14 protein-coding genes, 1 pseudogene and 1 riboswitch are annotated in these 15,832 nt (G+C 57.9%); of the genes and pseudogenes, 14 read left to right on the top strand and 1 reads right to left on the bottom strand.

Annotated features, from left to right (window positions below):
- Window positions 1–268 precede the first annotated feature (268 nt).
- The 9 genes and pseudogenes from QR290_RS14100 to QR290_RS14060 form a co-directional block, all read left to right on the top strand.
- Complete coding sequence (locus QR290_RS14100; protein WP_289205245.1) at window positions 269–1,696, top strand: DUF1254 domain-containing protein; 1,428 nt, start codon at window positions 269–271, stop codon at window positions 1,694–1,696.
- Window positions 1,697–1,732: 36 nt separating this feature from the next.
- Window positions 1,733–3,265 (top strand): arylsulfatase, encoded by a 1,533-nt coding sequence (locus QR290_RS14095; protein WP_289205244.1) that lies wholly within the window; start codon window positions 1,733–1,735, stop codon window positions 3,263–3,265.
- Window positions 3,266–3,304: 39 nt separating this feature from the next.
- The gene (locus tag QR290_RS14090) at window positions 3,305–4,600 is read left to right on the top strand and encodes a DUF1254 domain-containing protein (RefSeq protein ID WP_115077643.1); all 1,296 of its coding nucleotides are present in this window, start codon (window positions 3,305–3,307) and stop codon (window positions 4,598–4,600) included.
- 69 nt (window positions 4,601–4,669) lie between these two features.
- Complete coding sequence (locus tag QR290_RS14085) at window positions 4,670–6,136, top strand: DUF1254 domain-containing protein (RefSeq protein WP_205350864.1); 1,467 nt, start codon at window positions 4,670–4,672, stop codon at window positions 6,134–6,136.
- A gap of 173 nt (window positions 6,137–6,309) precedes the next feature.
- Window positions 6,310–7,089, top strand: a complete 780-nt coding sequence (locus QR290_RS14080; protein ID WP_435875098.1) for a transporter — start codon at window positions 6,310–6,312, stop codon at window positions 7,087–7,089.
- A gap of 194 nt (window positions 7,090–7,283) precedes the next feature.
- Complete coding sequence (locus QR290_RS14075) at window positions 7,284–7,643, top strand: c-type cytochrome (protein WP_289205294.1); 360 nt, start codon at window positions 7,284–7,286, stop codon at window positions 7,641–7,643.
- A 301-nt stretch (window positions 7,644–7,944) separates the two neighbouring features.
- Window positions 7,945–8,238, top strand: a complete 294-nt coding sequence (locus QR290_RS14070) for a hypothetical protein (RefSeq protein WP_289205242.1) — start codon at window positions 7,945–7,947, stop codon at window positions 8,236–8,238.
- 201 nt (window positions 8,239–8,439) lie between these two features.
- Window positions 8,440–9,072, top strand: a complete 633-nt coding sequence (gene yfcF, locus QR290_RS14065) for a glutathione transferase (protein WP_115077641.1) — start codon at window positions 8,440–8,442, stop codon at window positions 9,070–9,072.
- 138 nt (window positions 9,073–9,210) lie between these two features.
- Window positions 9,211–9,597 (top strand): annotated as a pseudogene (locus QR290_RS14060) (LysR substrate-binding domain-containing protein); the annotation flags it as partial.
- A gap of 45 nt (window positions 9,598–9,642) precedes the next feature.
- On the opposite strand, the gene QR290_RS14055 reads toward QR290_RS14060, so the two are convergent.
- Window positions 9,643–9,900 (bottom strand): DUF2790 domain-containing protein, encoded by a 258-nt coding sequence (locus QR290_RS14055; protein WP_115077640.1) that lies wholly within the window; start codon window positions 9,898–9,900, stop codon window positions 9,643–9,645.
- A 468-nt stretch (window positions 9,901–10,368) separates the two neighbouring features.
- On the opposite strand from QR290_RS14055, the gene QR290_RS14050 reads away from it, so the two are divergent.
- From QR290_RS14050 to QR290_RS14030, 5 genes are all read left to right on the top strand, one after another.
- Window positions 10,369–11,112: an NYN domain-containing protein gene (locus tag QR290_RS14050; RefSeq protein ID WP_115077639.1), complete on the top strand. Its 744-nt coding sequence runs from the start codon at window positions 10,369–10,371 to the stop codon at window positions 11,110–11,112.
- Window positions 11,113–11,286: 174 nt separating this feature from the next.
- Window positions 11,287–12,195, top strand: a complete 909-nt coding sequence (locus QR290_RS14045) for an alpha/beta fold hydrolase (protein WP_289205241.1) — start codon at window positions 11,287–11,289, stop codon at window positions 12,193–12,195.
- Window positions 12,196–12,259: 64 nt separating this feature from the next.
- A riboswitch (cobalamin riboswitch) is annotated at window positions 12,260–12,465 on the top strand.
- 93 nt (window positions 12,466–12,558) lie between these two features.
- Window positions 12,559–14,496 (top strand): TonB-dependent receptor plug domain-containing protein, encoded by a 1,938-nt coding sequence (locus tag QR290_RS14040; RefSeq protein ID WP_289205240.1) that lies wholly within the window; start codon window positions 12,559–12,561, stop codon window positions 14,494–14,496.
- Window positions 14,496–14,855 carry a (2Fe-2S) ferredoxin domain-containing protein gene (locus QR290_RS14035; protein ID WP_273896781.1) on the top strand — a complete coding sequence of 120 codons (360 nt, stop codon included), beginning with the start codon at window positions 14,496–14,498 and terminating at the stop codon, window positions 14,853–14,855. Before QR290_RS14040 ends, QR290_RS14035 begins: the two co-directional genes overlap by 1 nt.
- Window positions 14,852–15,778 carry an ABC transporter substrate-binding protein gene (locus QR290_RS14030; RefSeq protein ID WP_289205239.1) on the top strand — a complete coding sequence of 309 codons (927 nt, stop codon included), beginning with the start codon at window positions 14,852–14,854 and terminating at the stop codon, window positions 15,776–15,778. The genes QR290_RS14035 and QR290_RS14030 overlap by 4 nt, the downstream gene beginning before the upstream one ends.
- Window positions 15,779–15,832: the final 54 nt, after the last annotated feature.

The raw sequence follows: 15,832 nt of genomic DNA, 5'->3' as shown, positions 1-15,832 counted from the left end.
CCTAGTTCAGCACCCAATAATTGTCAGATTTGCCCGGTGCGATCGAGCGCGAGTAGCGCAGTCGTCACGGTGGACTACACTTGCGCGGGTGCCTGTTTCCTGCCCTTGAAACGATCCGGTCTGCCCTGTTGTTGTTGTCGACGCGTTGCCTCCTGTCACCCACGTATCTGGAGCCTCCATGAGCGTTGTAAAAGGATTGATGACTTGTGTGGCCCCGCCACTCGCGAGATCGAACGTTGCCAATGTTCTATTGCCCGGACTGCTGGCGATGGTGCTTACCGCAAGCGGCGCCGCTTCGGTGCAGGCTGCCACCGACCCTCTGGGTGGGCAGCCACCGCCGGGCTCCAGCCCGTCGGTCAAGGACTTCGACTATCAGATCAAGTACCAGCGTGCCTTCGAGGCCGTGCTGTGGAACATGCCGGCAATCTCCATCTACTCCTTCCGGCGCGCAGCCATCAGCGACCTGGGTTACAAGGACAATGACATCATCGCCTACTCGGCAACCGCCACCCCGCAACTTGAAGCCCTCACGGCCAACAGTTCCACACCCTACATCGCCGCCTACACCGACTTGCGCAACGGCCCGGTAGTTCTGGAAATTCCAGCCGCCGGAGCCGACGGCAGCCTGTATGGCCAGGTGGTGGACGCCTGGCAGTTCACCATCGCCGACGTCGGGCCTGCCGGGCTCGACAAGGGCAAGGGCGGCAAATACCTGTTCACTGCACCTGATTACAAGGGTGCGATTCCCAAGGGCTACTTCCACGTCAGCTCGCCCAATTATCGCATTGCCTTTGCTTTTCGTTCGGTGCCAGCGGCGGGCAAAACCGCCGCAGATGCCTACGCGTATGCCAAACGCCTGCGCATGTACGCCTTGTCCGAAGCGAAGAATCCACCGCAGCAAAAATTCATCGACCCCAGCCATCAGCGCTACCCGACCCTGCCGTTCTACGATGAGCGACACTTTCAGGACATGCACGAAATCATGAGCGTGGAGCCCGTCAGGGAGCACGACAAGGTCATGATGGGCATGCTCAAGTCGCTGGGCATCGAAAAAGGCAAACCTTTCACCCCGGACGAAACCGCCAAACGTGCCATGCACCAGGCCGCCATCGACGCCTGGTTCTATTTGCAGGAGTGGTTCGACAAGGAAATGGTCAAGCGCGTCTACTGGCCCGATCGTCATTACGTCTCGTTGTTGCAGACCGATGCCAATCGCCAGTTCAAATTCACTTACGACGACAAAATCGATCTGATCGAACGTGCCGCGGAATACTTCTGGTGCACCTACATGCCCAAAGTGCTCAGCGACTCCCCCGCTACCGCCTACATGGTGGCGCTGGCGGACAAGGACGGGCATCTGCTCGAGGCCGGCAAAACCTACAAGGTCGATGTTCCGGCCCAGATGCCGGTCAAGCAGTTCTGGGCGCTGACGGTCTACGACCGCGCCACCTTCTCCTTCATTTACAGCGACAGCAACCGCACCACGCTGTCGTCGTTCGACCTCGAGAAATTGAAGAAGAATGCCGATGGCAGCGTCACGCTCTACGTCGGGCCGAATGCTCCTCAGGGTGAGGAATCCAATTGGATTCCAACCTCGGGCAAGCGCCCGATGCCGACCATGCGCTTCTACGGGCCGACCCAGGCGTTCAACGACAAGACCTTCAAGATGCCTGACTTCGAACAGGTCAATCCCTGAGGACCACGTCCTCGCGCTGATCAGTGAGGTTCCTTCATGCGCATGTTGAGAAATATCCTGCTGGGTCTCGGCCTGGGGATGACGGCTCTGGGATCGGTACAAGCCGCAGAGAAACCCAATATCGTGGTGATCATGGTCGATGACATGGCGCCCATGGACCTGTCGGCCTATCACCGAGGCCTGGGTGCCGTGAACACACCCAGTATCGATCGCCTCGCCCGGGAAGGGCTGATGATCTCGGACTACTACGCCCAGCCCAGTTGTACGGCGGGTCGTGCGGCATTCATCACCGGGCAATACCCGATCCGCACGGGCCTGACGGCGGTGGGACAGCCCGGCGCGAAAGTCGGCCTGCAGGACAGCGATGTGACCCTGGCCCAGTTGCTCAAGGCCGAAGGTTATGCGACCGGGATGTTCGGCAAATCCCACGTCGGCGATCGCAACGAGTACCTGCCCACCGTCCACGGTTTCGACGAGTTCTACGGCTTTCTCTATCACCTGAACATCATGGAGATAGCGCAAATGACCAACTTCCCCAAAGACCCGAACTTTCCGGGCATCCCGCGCAACATGATTCACGCGGTGGCCAGCACCACGGATGACGCGACCGAGGAGCCACGCTGGGGACGCGTCGGCAAGCAGAAAATCACCGATGAAGGTCCGTTGACCATCGAGCGAATGAAGACCATCGATGACACCTTCACCGACCTGTCGATCGAATGGGTCAAAAAACAGAAGGCGGCCGACAAGCCGTTTTTCCTGTGGTTCACCCCCTCGCGCATGCACCAGATCATCCACGTCAGCGATCAATGGCTGGGCAAGAGCGGGCACACCCCGTACGCCGATGCCGTCATGCAACTCGACTCGCTCGTGGGCAAGCTGCTCGATACGCTCGATCAGGAAGGGCTGACCAAGAACACGATCGTCCTGTTCACCTCCGACAACGGCGTGAACCTCTCGCACTGGCCGGACGCCGGCGCCGCATCGTTTCGTGGTGAAAAAGGGCTCACCTGGGATGGCGGCTTCCGTGTGCCGATGCTCGTCCGCTGGCCGGAGCACATCAAGCCCGACACCTGGACCGGCGAGTTCATGACCTCCGAAGACTGGCTGCCGACCCTGATGGCCGCCGCCGGCAAAACGGATGTGAAGGACCAACTGCTGACCGGACTCAAGGTCGGCGAAAAGACCTTCAAGAATCACCTCGACGGCTACAACCAGCTCGACATGCTGACCCGGCCCGACGGCAAATCCAGACGCCACGAGTTTTTCTTCTTCGCTGAAACCAGCATGAATGCGGTGCGTGTCGACCAGTGGAAGATTCACACGGCGACCAAGGAAAAATGGATGGAGGCGGCCAGCCCGATTCCAGGTGGTCTGGTGTTCGATATCAAGGTCGACCCCTACGAGCGTTCTTCAGAAACCGGTGACCACTTTCGCTGGCAGCAACAGCGCAGCTGGATCATTCCGATTCTCGCCCCCTACATCGAGACCTTCGAGAAGAGCATGAAAGACTTCCCGCCCTCGCAGAAAGGCGCGGCGGGCATCGGGATGGCTTCGATGGAAAACTGATTTCTCAGGTATGGATTTCTACTGTTCCCTGGAGTGCTCATGAAACGACTGACGCTTGCGGCAACCTTGCTTTCACTGGCGGTTCCGGCCTTTGCCCAGATCTCCGACAAACTGGCCCAGGACGCGTACACCTACGGTTACTCCATCGACGAAGCCTATAAGTTCTTCTACGAGACGGCGGTCAAGACCGACACGCCGCTCAATCGCTTCCAGAACATCCGCCATCTGGCCGATGACACCTACACCGATCACCCGACCATCAACAACGACACCCTGCACCTGATGGGCTGGCTCGATGTGGCTGCCGAACCGGTGATCGTCAGCGTGCCGGACATGGACAAGGGCCGTTACTGGATCCTGCACACCATGGACATGGGCCATTACACCGTGACCATGATCGGATCGCGCACCCATGGCAACAAGGGTGGCCACTTCATGTTCGCCACGCAGGACTGGAAAGGCGAAGTGCCGGGTAGCGTCGATGAAGTGATCCGCGTCGATTCCAACCTGGTGAAACTGATGGGCCGGATCATGGCCACGGGCCCAGAGGATCAGAAAACCGCACTCAACTACATGGATGACTGGAACGTGCGGACACTCTCCGCCTATCTGGGTGAACCCGGTCCCAAGGCCAAGACACGCACCTATCTGGATCCTGCGAAAACCAATTGGCTGCAACGGGTCAATTTTGTTCTGTGTGACGGCACCATGGGCAAGGCCGACAAGAAATGGCTGGACCAATACAAGGCTGTCGGCGTTGAGCCGTGCAAGGAAAACTTCACCCCGGATCAGCTCGCCGCCGCGAAGAAAGGCGAAGAACTGGGCATGAAACGCATCAAGGAACTGGCCCCGACCCTGACCGATGCCGGCAAGCTGTTGGGCACTCGCAAGCAGTTGAGTGACGACCCGCGCGAACTGTTTGCCGAAGGAACCTACCTGGGCCAATGGGGACTGCCGCCGGACGAAACCATTTACCTTCAAGCCGTCAAAGGCAGCGATGGCAAGAACATCAATGGCTCCAACGGCAAGACCTATCGCATGCACTTCAAGGCACCGGACGTCAGCGAGTTCTGGTCTTTTACCGTGTACGGCACTGACAACCGATTCATGGCGCACAACGACATGAACCGCCACAGCCGTGGCGACCGTACCTTGAAACCCGACGCCGAGGGCAACTACACAATTGAACTCAGTGCCAAGGGCGATGCCAGCAATCCCAACTACCTGCCCATTCCGGAAAAAGACGTTTACATCGTGCTGAGGATGTACGGCCCGAGCAAGGAAGTGCAGGCAGGTGGCTACAAGTTCCCTGCCGTGGAAGTGGTCAAGCCCTGACCGATCCATCAGCGCCCTTCCACCGGCGCAACACCGCAGCCGATTGCCATTCGATACAGGAGTTTTCAGATGATGAGGTCGCCTTCCCGTTACACCGTGCTGGCTTTGGCTTTGAGCGCGGCAATGATTGGTGGTGTTCAAGCGGGAGATAACTCCGCTGGCAAACCGGCTGCCGAGGTTCCCGGCATTCCCGCTGGAACGGTGATCACCCCGTCCAGTGCGAAGGTCATCGCGCAAGACACTTATCTGTGGGGTTGGCCTATCGTCAATGCGTTCAACCGCCGTACTTCTTTCTCCAAGGCGCCGGAGCCAGGGCTGATGGGCGGGATCCTGCCTGCGGCACCGATCGGCTATGTGAGCATGCTCAGCGGATACATCTCGCCAGAACAACGATGGGTAGCTCACCCAAACCAGGATGTGGTTTACGGTTTCGGTTTCGGTGCGACTGACGACGATCCAGTCGTATTGCAAGTGCCTGACTTTGGCGACCGATTCTGGGTTTATGCGTTGTACGACGCACGCAGCGAGGAGTTCTCCAGGCTTGGCAAGCAATATGGAACCAAGCCTGGCAACTATCTGGTGGTGGGGCCTAACTGGAAAGGCACCGTCCCGCAGGGCATCACCGAAGTGATCAAGGCGCCTACCGAACTGGTTGCCATGGGGCCACGGGTGTTCATGGGTGATAGCGAGGAAGACCATGCGGCAGTCGTCAAACTCCTCCAGCAAGTAGTGGTTTATCCGTTGAGCAAGTACACAGGCGAGTCGGTTACCAAGGACTGGACCAAAACGCCGCATTTCCCGGCCGCACAGAACTCTTCCACCGAAACCCGCTGGGTGGACCCGAATACATTCTTTGACCTGTTACCGGGAATTCTCGACAAGGTGCCACCGCTGGCGGGTGAGGAAAGCCGCTACGCGATGATGCGCGCACTGCTTGATGCCGCTGCGAAGGATCCCGCGATCAAGGATGTTTTGCTCAAGGCCGCAGTCGAAACCGAGAAGGACGTTATCGCACCGCTGTTTTCCTTCCGCACCAATGGTTCGCGCCTGCCCAATGGCTGGAACTCGCCGACCAATGTTGCACGTTGGGGTAACGACTATTTGACCCGCACCGCCACTTCGAAGTCGAACATGTATACCAACCAACCGGAAGAGACTCGCTACTTCTTCCAGGAGGTGGATCAGAGTGGTCAGCGACTTAATGGAAAACACAAATACACCGTGACCTTCGCCAAGGGGCAAACGCCGCCTGTGGACGGCTTCTGGTCGCTGACCATGTACGACCCTCAACACTTCTTCGCCCCTAACGCCATGAAGCGCTACTCATTGGGTACCAAGAATGAGAAGAACATGAAGTTCAACGATGACGGTTCGCTGACTCTTTATGTGCAACACAACTCCCCCGGCAAGGACAAGGAAAGCAATTGGTTGCCTGCCCCGCAAAGCGAGTTTGAAGTCACCATCCGCACCTACTGGCCAAAGACAGAAGTACTCAATGGGCAGTGGACACCCCCTGCGGTCGTCCAGGTGAAGTGAAGGCTTGATCAGAAGTTGCAGGTTGTCGTCAGACAACGTGTCTGCACTTTCGCAATTGCCCTCCCATAAGGAAGGGCAATTGTTGATAAGGGATCAACTTTTTACCGTTTGCACTCGAGACCCGCCAACAGGGGAAGCCCATGCAACGTGTTTATCTCGCACACTTGTCATTAATGGTGATCGCCGCACAGGCGGGTCTTGCGCAAGCTGAGGACTCCGCCGAACTGGCCAAGGCCGCCCTCAACCCTGTCGCGGCCATGTACAGCCTGCCAGTGCAGTACAACTGGGATCAGAAGATGGGCCCCACCGGCGAGGGCATGCACAGCGTGACCAATATCCAGCCGGTGCTGCCGTTTACGCTGAACGAGGACTGGAACCTCATTTCGCGCACCATCCTGCCGGTCATCGACCAGCACGGCCTGGCCCCCAATGGTGCGGCAGACAAGTCGGGTGTCGGGGATATCACGCAAAGTTTTTTCTTCTCCCCCAGCAAACCCACCGACAGCGGCTGGATTCTGGGGGCCGGCCCTGCCCTGTTGATTCCAACCGGCAGCCACGAACTCTTGAGCAACGAACAATGGGGCATAGGCCCGACCGCCGTGGCGCTCAAGCAATCCAATGGCTGGACCCGCGGCATACTCGCCAACCACATCTGGGGCCTGGACGGCAGCCCGCCGGACGACAAGGAAAAGGTCAACCAGACGTTCCTGCAACCCTTCCTGTCCTACACCACCAAGACGCTCACCACTTACGGCATCAATACCGAGTCGACCTACGACTGGCAGGCGCGCGAGTGGTCGGTGCCGATCAATCTGAACGTTACCCAACTGCTGAAGATCGGCGGCCATCCCCTGACGATTCAGGCAGGCCCGAGGTACTGGCTGGATCGATCGGGTGATGGGCCCCAGGGCTGGGGCTTTCGTGCCGCCGTGACGTTCTTGTTTCCACGTTGATTGAGGGTCGATACGGCTCACCCTGGATGCGCAGTGCAGAAAAAAGGGCGACTCAGGCTGGCATGGGATATTGTGCCGGCCTCGAAATCGACGTGCATTCATGGAGGAATAAAGTGCGGATTTACGTGACTGGGGCATCGTGTATGGGCGTGTCCATACTGGGACGCCTGAGACTCAAAACATTATTCGTCGTCATGTCAGGCTTCTTCGCCCTCCCCCAAGCAGCCATATCCCACGCGGATACAGCCAATGGAAAAGCCCTCTATTCACAGCGATGCGCTGTGTGCCACGGAGCCGACATCAAGGGCACCGGGCCGTTGGCCAGGAAAAGCAATCCGCCGACACCTGACCTGACCACCGCAGCTTTCAGAAAGCGACTGAGTGATTATCCGGGCGTGATCGTGTCCTCGGTGATACTTCGCCCCAACGGCGATTTGATTCCAAAGACCTTGCGCGAGAATGGCGTGAAGATCCCGCCCCACGCCTGGAGCGTTAACGATTTTCGCGACTTGAATCAATATATGAGCGGTGTGATTTCCCATACGAACAAATAAGAATGAGGCAGATCTTTAACCCAGTAACGGGATAACAGGTTTGCCTCATTTTCACGATCAGGCTGCATCCACCATGACCGACACGTTCCAAGGCAGTTGTCTGTGCCGCGCCATCAAATACGAAATCCATATCGAGGTCGCGTCCAAGGCGTGCTGGTATGAGATTCGGGATCTGTGGCCGCAATCTCAATGACGGCGATGAATCGAAAGCTCGGTTGAATCTACAAACGTAATGACTCCCCCTCTGCGCGCACATAGATCAACTACAGTTTGCTTTACCCATCTCCAAGGATTGTCATCTATGGCTGCGGATCAGGATCGTTTTTCACGCGCATTCAGCTTTGTTCTTAACAACGGCACCGAACTGTTTCCAGTGCAAATGAAGCGCAGGAGTACCGGAGTTGTCGCCTATCGAATTTCTCGTGGGGGGGCTAACGGAAACACGCTGGAGGCAGGCGAGGAAGTTGATGAAGCGACAATGATTCATAAGGTCCTCGACCTTGGTTTTGCCGTTCGCTGCTCATCGCTGGATGGAAAGACCAAAGGCTTGTACAAATCAAATCAACGAGCTGTACGCGACGTACGTCGAAAATGAATCAAAAATGGGGACGGCGAAAAATGGGGACCGAAAAATGGGGACAGATCTATTTATCTGTGGCGTGAAAATAGATCCGTCCCCATTTTTCGCCAGCGGCCATACTGCATTCCTGACAGGAATGCCCCCATAAAAAACATGAATTTTATTTAAGGCGCCCAATCTTTTAGCGTCGTCCATTCTGCATATGGAGATGACGCTATGAATGACTCAAGCCTGCGCCTTTACGTCGATGCTCAATTCACCAGTCCCTACGCAATGTCGTGCTTTGTGGCCCTTCGAGAAAAGGGAATCGAGTTCGAAATGAGTAACTTGGATCTGGACAAACTGGAGAACCAGGCCAGCGATTACGCCCGTCTTTCGCTGACTCAGAGGGTGCCCACTCTCGTGCATGGCGACTTTGCGTTGTCGGAGTCATCGGCGATCACGGAATACCTGGAAGATGTATTCCCCCAGACAGCTGTTTACCCCCGGCACCCACAAAAGCGCGCTGCGGCGAGGCAAGTTCAAGCGTGGCTACGCAGTGATTTGCTCCCGATCCGACAGGAACGCTCTACCCTTGTCGTGTTCTATGGACAGAAATACGGACCGTTGTCAGCGTCGGCTGAGGCTGCCAGGCAAAAGTTGATTGATGTCGCTCAATGGCTGCTGACCGACAATCCGGACTACCTTTTTGGCGAATGGTCGATCGCCGACGTTGATCTCGCCTTGATGCTGAACCGGTTGATACTCAACGGGGACACTGTGCCGGCTCAACTGGAGGATTACGCGCAGCGCCAATGGCAGCGCCCGACAGTACAAGAGTGGATCAATCTGAAACGACCTCGAATTTAGCGGTACTACAAATGGGACTACAAATGGGGACAGATTTATTTTTCAGAAAATAAATCTGTCCCCATTTCTGCCATTTTTCAGAAAATAAATCTGTCCCCATTTCTGCCTGAAAATAAATCTGTCCCCATTTCTGCCGGCGAACTCTGCGAACACGAGTGCCTGCGCATCGTCAACACGGTAATGCCGGTGGAGAACTGGACTTTCGAAGGGCCCGAAGGCATGGAGACCATCACCATCCCCGTGTCGCCCTTTCACATCAACACCGCCGACGGCATGACCATCGCGATCAGAAAAGGCATGGGCATCGGCATTCAACCGATTGCATCGGCCGTGGATGGCTTGAGGGCGGGAACCCTGGTGAGGGTATTGCCGGAGTATCGGCTGGAGGAGTTGAACCTGTTCGCGATCTATCCGTCGCGCAAGTTCGTCGATGCGAAGATCAAGACCTGGGTTGAGTTTCTGAAGCAGTCGATCCCGCAATTGCTGGCATCGGATGAAGACATCGTTGGAAAGAAAGCGGTTTGAGTACAGCAGACATGGAGTGTCGACCCTCCATCTTCTGCACCTGACTCAACTGGAACAGCCAGTGCCCATCACCTGATATTGCAGAACGTGGCGCTCGCCATGGGAATCTTCGTAGGTCATCTGCACCGGCACCGGGGCGCATTCGTTGGCCGGTTCGGTGATGGAGATGACATGTTCGATGTCCAGATTGGTCGAAGAGCTGTAGGTCTCGACCGGGATGTTCGCCGCGTCCGCGTTATCGGCGTAAGCGTGTGCACCGAAACTGCCAAGCATTAGAACCAGCGCGATTTTCTTGAGGCTCATGATGTTCACCGTCTCGTTGAGGACCGTGTTTGTTCACGGGTTGGAGACGATGCTAAGGGTTCGGGTAGTGCTGAAAAATCAGCCAGCTGGACAAACACTGTTGCCGGATTTCGTATGAATCAGCGTTACGAATGATCTTGGCGAATCAGTACTTAAACACCAACGTTTAAACATCTGAAATTCGATACTTGAGCCTACAAACCCTTGCGCAAGTACCTACAAATTTGCCAGAAAGCGCCGGCTTTCAGAGTTCGCCCTCAAACCGTATGATTTTTTCGTCACTGCCCATCGACTGAACGCAGAAGACATTCAGGATCGAAGGTTATCCCTTGATCGACTCGAAGAGTGAACGGTTGACGCCATCGTCATCGCTCCCTAATCTGCCCACATCCCGCCCAAGGCAGTAAGCCGTCCTAACCATCCAGGACGTGCCAAACCCTTGGGCGTTTTTGTTTTCAGGAAGAACACATGCCCACAGCAGTTCTGGTTGACGGCGCCTACTTCATCAAGCGATTTCGAAGGATCGAACCCCACAATGCATTCAATGCCGAACGGGCCGCTGATCTCGTCCACCGATGGGCGACGGCGCATCTGATAACCAGGATGCCATCTCGTCCAAACTGCCCGGCTTCAAGGCTGCAACAGCCCTCCAGAAAAGACCTTTACAGAATATTCTTTTACGACTGCCCACCTCTGGACACCAAGCAACACAACCCAATCACAAAAAAACTTGTCGATTTCTCCAAATCAAGAGAAGCCGTGTTTCGAAGAGAGCTGCACATTCGGTTGCGAAGCAAACGAAAACTGGCATTGCGTCTGGGACACCTTTCCAAAGATGTGAAATGGACAATCAAACCTTCGAGGATTGCCGAGCAACTAAAGGGAAAAATCCAGATAGCCGACCTCACCGAAACCGATGTCAGTATCGAGACCCGGCAAAAAGGGGTTGATATGAGAATTGGTGTCGATGTCGCATCACTTTCGTTCAAGCAACAGGTCGATCAAATTGTCCTGATTGCAGGTGATGCGGATTTTGTACCTGCGGCGAAGATGGCTCGGCGTGAAGGTGTTGATTTCATACTCGACCCGATGTGGCAAAGCATTCCTGATGGCTTGATGGAGCATATAGATGGACTGCGTTCAACATGCCCCAAGCCCGCGCTTCGACCGGTATCAAACGATAACACTGCAGCTGTGAGTTCATCCGAGTGATCCATCCTCTGGCGGGTGGCCAAGGGGATGAAGCTGTTTTGGGCAGGGGGCAGCGGCTACCTTTCCTGAAGCGGTTGCCAAATTCCAGTATACAAACCGACCTGTGCCCATTTTTCACACTTCAGCTACAACAAATCCGTCTACGCTCCAGCCACCCCCTCTGGAGTGAACGCCATGATCCGCGCCCTGCTCTCCGCTTCCCTGCTGCTGGCCCTGAGTGTTCCGGCCCATGCCGACGTGACGCCCTTCCCCGCCTCGTTCCGCACTCAGGACATCGCCGTGGACGGTGCGAAAATCCATACGCGCATCGGCGGCAAAGGCCCGGCGGTGGTGCTGTTGCATGGCTTTGGCGACACCGGGGATATGTGGGCGCCTCTGGCGGCGGATCTGGCGAAGGATCACACCGTGGTGGTGCCGGATTTGCGGGGCATGGGCCTGTCGTCGATCCCGGCCGATGGCTACGACAAGAAGACCCAGGCCGGTGATATCCGCGCGGTGCTGGCTTCGCTGGGCATCGAGCATTCGGTGGTGGTCGGCCACGACATCGGCACCATGGTCGCCTTCGCCTACGCCTCGCGGTATCCGCAGCAGACCGATCGCCTGGTGGTGATGGACGCGCCCGTTCCGGGGATCCCGCCGTGGAACGAAATCGTTCGCTCGCCGATGCTCTGGCACTTCGACTTCGGCGGTCCGGATGCAGAACGACTGGTGGCCGGGCGTGAGCGCATCTACCTCGACCGCTTCTGGAACGAGTTCGCCGGCGACCCGAAAAAAGTCGACGAAGCCACCCGCCAGCACTACGCCAAACTCTACGCCCGTCCTGGTGCCATGCACGCGGCGTTCGCCCAGTTCCGCGCGATCCGCCAGGACGCGGTAGACAACGAAGCATCGATGAAAACCAAACTGAAAATGCCGGTGCTGGCGGTCGGTGGCGAGAAGTCCTTCGGCAACAACGAAGCCATCGTGATGCGCAATGCCGCCGACAACGTCACCGAACTGGTGATCGCCGGTGCGGGGCATTGGCTGATGGAGGAAGCGCCCGTCGAAACCACTCAAGCGATTCGCGGGTTTATTGCGCAATAACCGACACCAGCCGTCGTCATACTCAACACGTGCGGGTAGTTGACGCACGCCCACCCGAATGTTCAGATGCCGCCCTGTTTCAGGTGTCCCATGCCGCCGTGCATGGGGTGAAACGGGAAACCGGTACGTTCTTTTCGAACAAGTCCGGTGCTGCCCCCGCAACGGTAGGCGCGTGATGCTTTCGACACACCACTGTGGCCAGACGGCCATGGGAAGGTGAAAGCGTCCATACGCGCGAGCCCGGAGACCGGCCTGAGATGTCTGTTTGGCAAAATCCTGCGGTGGGCGGGCATGGGCCGGTGTCGGCGTGTGCGCGATGCCTTCTCCTGCATGCTCTTCTGCGAAGATCCTTTCGAGAAGACGATGATCAAACCTTTCAACACTCCGGCTCCATCCCTGTTGTTCGGCTGCCTGTTCAGCCCCCTGTTGCTGGCGGATGACACGCCGCTGGAACTCCATCAGCAAATCGTTTCCGCGCCGTCCGTGGAGTCCACCACTGTGGCCGACATGGCGCAGTTCGGCAGCAAGGTCGAGATCGTCACCCGCGAGCAGATCGAACGCGCCGGCCCCAGCGCCGATGTCAGCCGCGTGATGCAGATGTTCATTCCCGGCCTGTACGTCGCGCCGAAAAACGGCCCGTTCGACTACGGCACTTATTCCCTGCTCGGCGGGCGCAACGACGACACGCTGATCCTGCTCGACGGCGTGCGCCTGAACAATCGCCTGTACGGCGGTTTGTACTTGGACACGTTGCCGGCCAACGCCATCGAACGCATCGTAGTGCTCAAGGGTGGGCAGAGCCTGTTGTTCGGCACCCAAGCGGTGTCGGGGGTGATCAACATCGTCACCCGCAGCCCGCAGAGCCGCATAGCCTCCGGCGAAGTGAACATGGGCCTCGACACCTTCGGCGGCACCACCGGTGACGCACGGGTCGAGAACATTTTCAGCAACGGTTTTGGCGATCTGGGCTTGCTGGCCTACATCAGCCATAACGTCTCGGACGGCTATCAGCCGTTTCGCAATCGCGACCTGAAAAACGTCACCGAGAAGAAGCGCGCTTATGAAGTCACGACTTTCGGTGGCAAGGCGATTCAGTCGTTCGGCGATGACAAACGTCTGGAGCTGTTCTACCAATACGCCGACGCCAACCTCGATTTCGCACGCCCGGTGGACAACCACAAGACCACCAACGACCGCATCCAGCAAATCGCCACGGCGACCTTCGAGCAGACTATCAACGAGCGCCTGAGCTACTTCGTCAAAGGTCATATCAACGACTGGGACACCCGCTATACGCGCATCAACAACACCGCCAATGGCGGCACCCGAACCATCAACCACAACGATTACTGGGGCTTCACCGACTGGGGCGTGCAGACCGAAGGCAAGGCCGAGTTACCCGGTGGGCATGTGCTGGTATTCGGCACGGACAACCAGTGGTTCAAGGGTCAGGACGATGTGCTGATCATCGATAACGACAAGGCCGAAGCCCACGCGCTGTACACCCAATTGCGCCCGCAGATCGACGCCCTGCCCGACTGGCACCCGAGCATCGGCATCCGTCACGAAGCCATGGGCGGTGGCGACAGCGCCACGGTCGGCATGCTCACTTCGCTGTATGACCTGAACGAAAACTGGGCCCTGCGCGGGCAGTACGGCACCGCCTACAAACTGCCGAACGCCGAGCAATTGTTCGTCAACGAGCCGGGAGACGAGTTGGGCAACCGTAATCTGAAACCGGAGAAAAGCCGCAACGCCGAGCTCGGTCTGGATTACAAAGGCCTGCTGCTCGACCGCGAGTTGAGCGCCAGCGTCACCCTGTTCAAGCGCAAGATCGACGACCTGATCACCCTCGACGATATCCAGTGGGTCAATGGCCAGGGGCGGATCCAGATGCGTGGTTTCGAAGCGGACGCAAAACTGGCACTCAACGAGCAATGGAGCCTGCAGGCGGACATGACCCGCAATCTGACCGAGTCCCGAGCGGGGGTGACGATCAACGACGTACCGAGCTTCTTCGCCCGCTCGCGCGTCGGATACGAGTCGGTCGACCGGATGTGGGGAGCCGGCGGTGCGATCCGTTACATCCGCGATGTCATCAGCTCGAAACAGGTCGAGTACGGCCATTATTCGGTGGTGGACGCTGACGCTTGGCGCTACCTCGACGGCGCCCATCAGCACCGGGTGAGCCTGCTGGTGGAGAACCTGTTCGACCGCAACTACGTCACCAGTCGCTCGAACAACGTCGACAACCTCGGGCGGCCATTCACCTCCGAAGTCCGCTACACGTATCGCTTCTGATGGCGGACATCATCACCACCGACGGCGTCGATTCGCACCCGGACTGGTCGCACGTGCCCGAGCATGCGCGCCACGTGTTCCTCTGCACCGGCCCGCGCTGCACCCAGCGCGGCGCCTTGCAGTTATGGAAAACCCTGCGCCGGCATTTGCTGGCGCATGACCGCATAGAAACGCCGGGCGGCGTGCTGCTGACCCGCACCCATTGTCAGTTCCCGTGCAACCTGGGGCCGATTGTGACGGTTTACCCGGAAGCCTGCTGGTACGGCGTGCGCAGTCACGCGGATGCACAACGGCTGGTCGAGGGGCATCTGGTGGGCGGTGAAGTGGTCGAGGATTTGCTGATCAGGGCGCGCTCATGAGAAGGCTTGTTTTTTGGGGCGCCCTGCTCTGCGCGCTGCCCGTTTGGGCCGACAGTTACCGCAACTGTGGCGAGACCTGGAACGCGCCGGTCGCACCACCTTCGCGGATCGTCGCCCTCAATCAGCACGCCGCCGATCTGGTGCTGGCGCTGGGTGCAGGCTCGGCGCTGGCGGGCGTCGCCTATCTGGACGATACCGGTGCGTCGCAGTCCGAGTACTTCGGCGTACCGGTGATTGCGCCGCGCTATCCATCGAGCGAAGTGCTGTACGCGCAGAAACCGGATCTGGTAATCGGCGGGTTCACCTCGGCCTTCGGAATCGGCGTGACATCACGCAGCGGACTGCGGCGCAACGGCGTGGCGTCCTATCTGCTGGAGTCGGCGTGTAACGGGCATTCGCTGGACTACTTCGAACACATCCGCAACGACCTCTCGACCCTCGGCGCGCTGCTGCACAAACAACCGCGAGCGCGGGAGCTGAATGGAGCGCTGGACGCCGATCTGAACCGCGCCCGGGCACTGGCCGGCTCGGGTAAACCGCTCTCGGTGTTCTATCTGGACAGTGAGGTCAACGGCCTCGACAGCGAGGGTCGCCGGGGTTTCGTCACCCCGCTGCTGGCCGCTGCCGGCGCGCGAAATCTGTTCGCCGACATCAACCAGTATCGGGTAACCGTGAGCCGCGAAACCCTGCTCGCCAGTGATCCGGACGTGATCCTGCTGGCCGACGCGCAATGGTCGCCGGCCAGTCGCAAGCGTCAGTTGCTGAGACAGGATCCAGTGTTATCGACCCTGCGGGCAGTGCGCGAGAACCGGATGATCGACATTCCCTTCACCCACCTGCTGCCCACGGTGGACAGCGGCCGCGTGGCGCTGGGATTGGCGCAGCAGTTCAGAGCCCTTCGGGAGGCCGAGTCCAATCATTGACTGCATCAATAACAACCATTAATTCAATGAAGTTCTCATATCGAATCCAAAGCG

This window comes from Pseudomonas fluorescens, assembly GCF_030344995.1.
GTDB lineage: Bacteria > Pseudomonadota > Gammaproteobacteria > Pseudomonadales > Pseudomonadaceae > Aquipseudomonas > Aquipseudomonas fluorescens_BF.
This window is presented reverse-complemented; position numbering and strand designations above follow the sequence as displayed.

Excerpts from the sequence above, each read along its gene's own strand:
- QR290_RS14030 (WP_289205239.1), top strand. The coding sequence starts at position 14,852 with ATGAGAAGGCTTGTTTTTTGGGGCGCCCTGCTCTGCGCGCTGCCCGTT.
- QR290_RS14070 (WP_289205242.1), top strand. The coding sequence starts at position 7,945 with ATGGCTGCGGATCAGGATCGTTTTTCACGCGCATTCAGCTTTGTTCTT.
- QR290_RS14075 (WP_289205294.1), top strand. The coding sequence starts at position 7,284 with ATGTCAGGCTTCTTCGCCCTCCCCCAAGCAGCCATATCCCACGCGGAT.
- QR290_RS14090 (WP_115077643.1), top strand. The coding sequence starts at position 3,305 with ATGAAACGACTGACGCTTGCGGCAACCTTGCTTTCACTGGCGGTTCCG.
- QR290_RS14040 (WP_289205240.1), top strand. The coding sequence starts at position 12,559 with ATGATCAAACCTTTCAACACTCCGGCTCCATCCCTGTTGTTCGGCTGC.
- QR290_RS14080 (WP_435875098.1), top strand. The coding sequence starts at position 6,310 with ATGGTGATCGCCGCACAGGCGGGTCTTGCGCAAGCTGAGGACTCCGCC.
- QR290_RS14050 (WP_115077639.1), top strand. The coding sequence starts at position 10,369 with ATGCCCACAGCAGTTCTGGTTGACGGCGCCTACTTCATCAAGCGATTT.
- QR290_RS14045 (WP_289205241.1), top strand. The coding sequence starts at position 11,287 with ATGATCCGCGCCCTGCTCTCCGCTTCCCTGCTGCTGGCCCTGAGTGTT.
- QR290_RS14035 (WP_273896781.1), top strand. The coding sequence starts at position 14,496 with ATGGCGGACATCATCACCACCGACGGCGTCGATTCGCACCCGGACTGG.
- yfcF (WP_115077641.1), top strand. The coding sequence starts at position 8,440 with ATGAATGACTCAAGCCTGCGCCTTTACGTCGATGCTCAATTCACCAGT.
- QR290_RS14095 (WP_289205244.1), top strand. The coding sequence starts at position 1,733 with ATGCGCATGTTGAGAAATATCCTGCTGGGTCTCGGCCTGGGGATGACG.
- QR290_RS14100 (WP_289205245.1), top strand. The coding sequence starts at position 269 with ATGGTGCTTACCGCAAGCGGCGCCGCTTCGGTGCAGGCTGCCACCGAC.
- QR290_RS14055 (WP_115077640.1), bottom strand. The coding sequence starts at position 9,900 with ATGAGCCTCAAGAAAATCGCGCTGGTTCTAATGCTTGGCAGTTTCGGT.
- QR290_RS14085 (WP_205350864.1), top strand. The coding sequence starts at position 4,670 with ATGATGAGGTCGCCTTCCCGTTACACCGTGCTGGCTTTGGCTTTGAGC.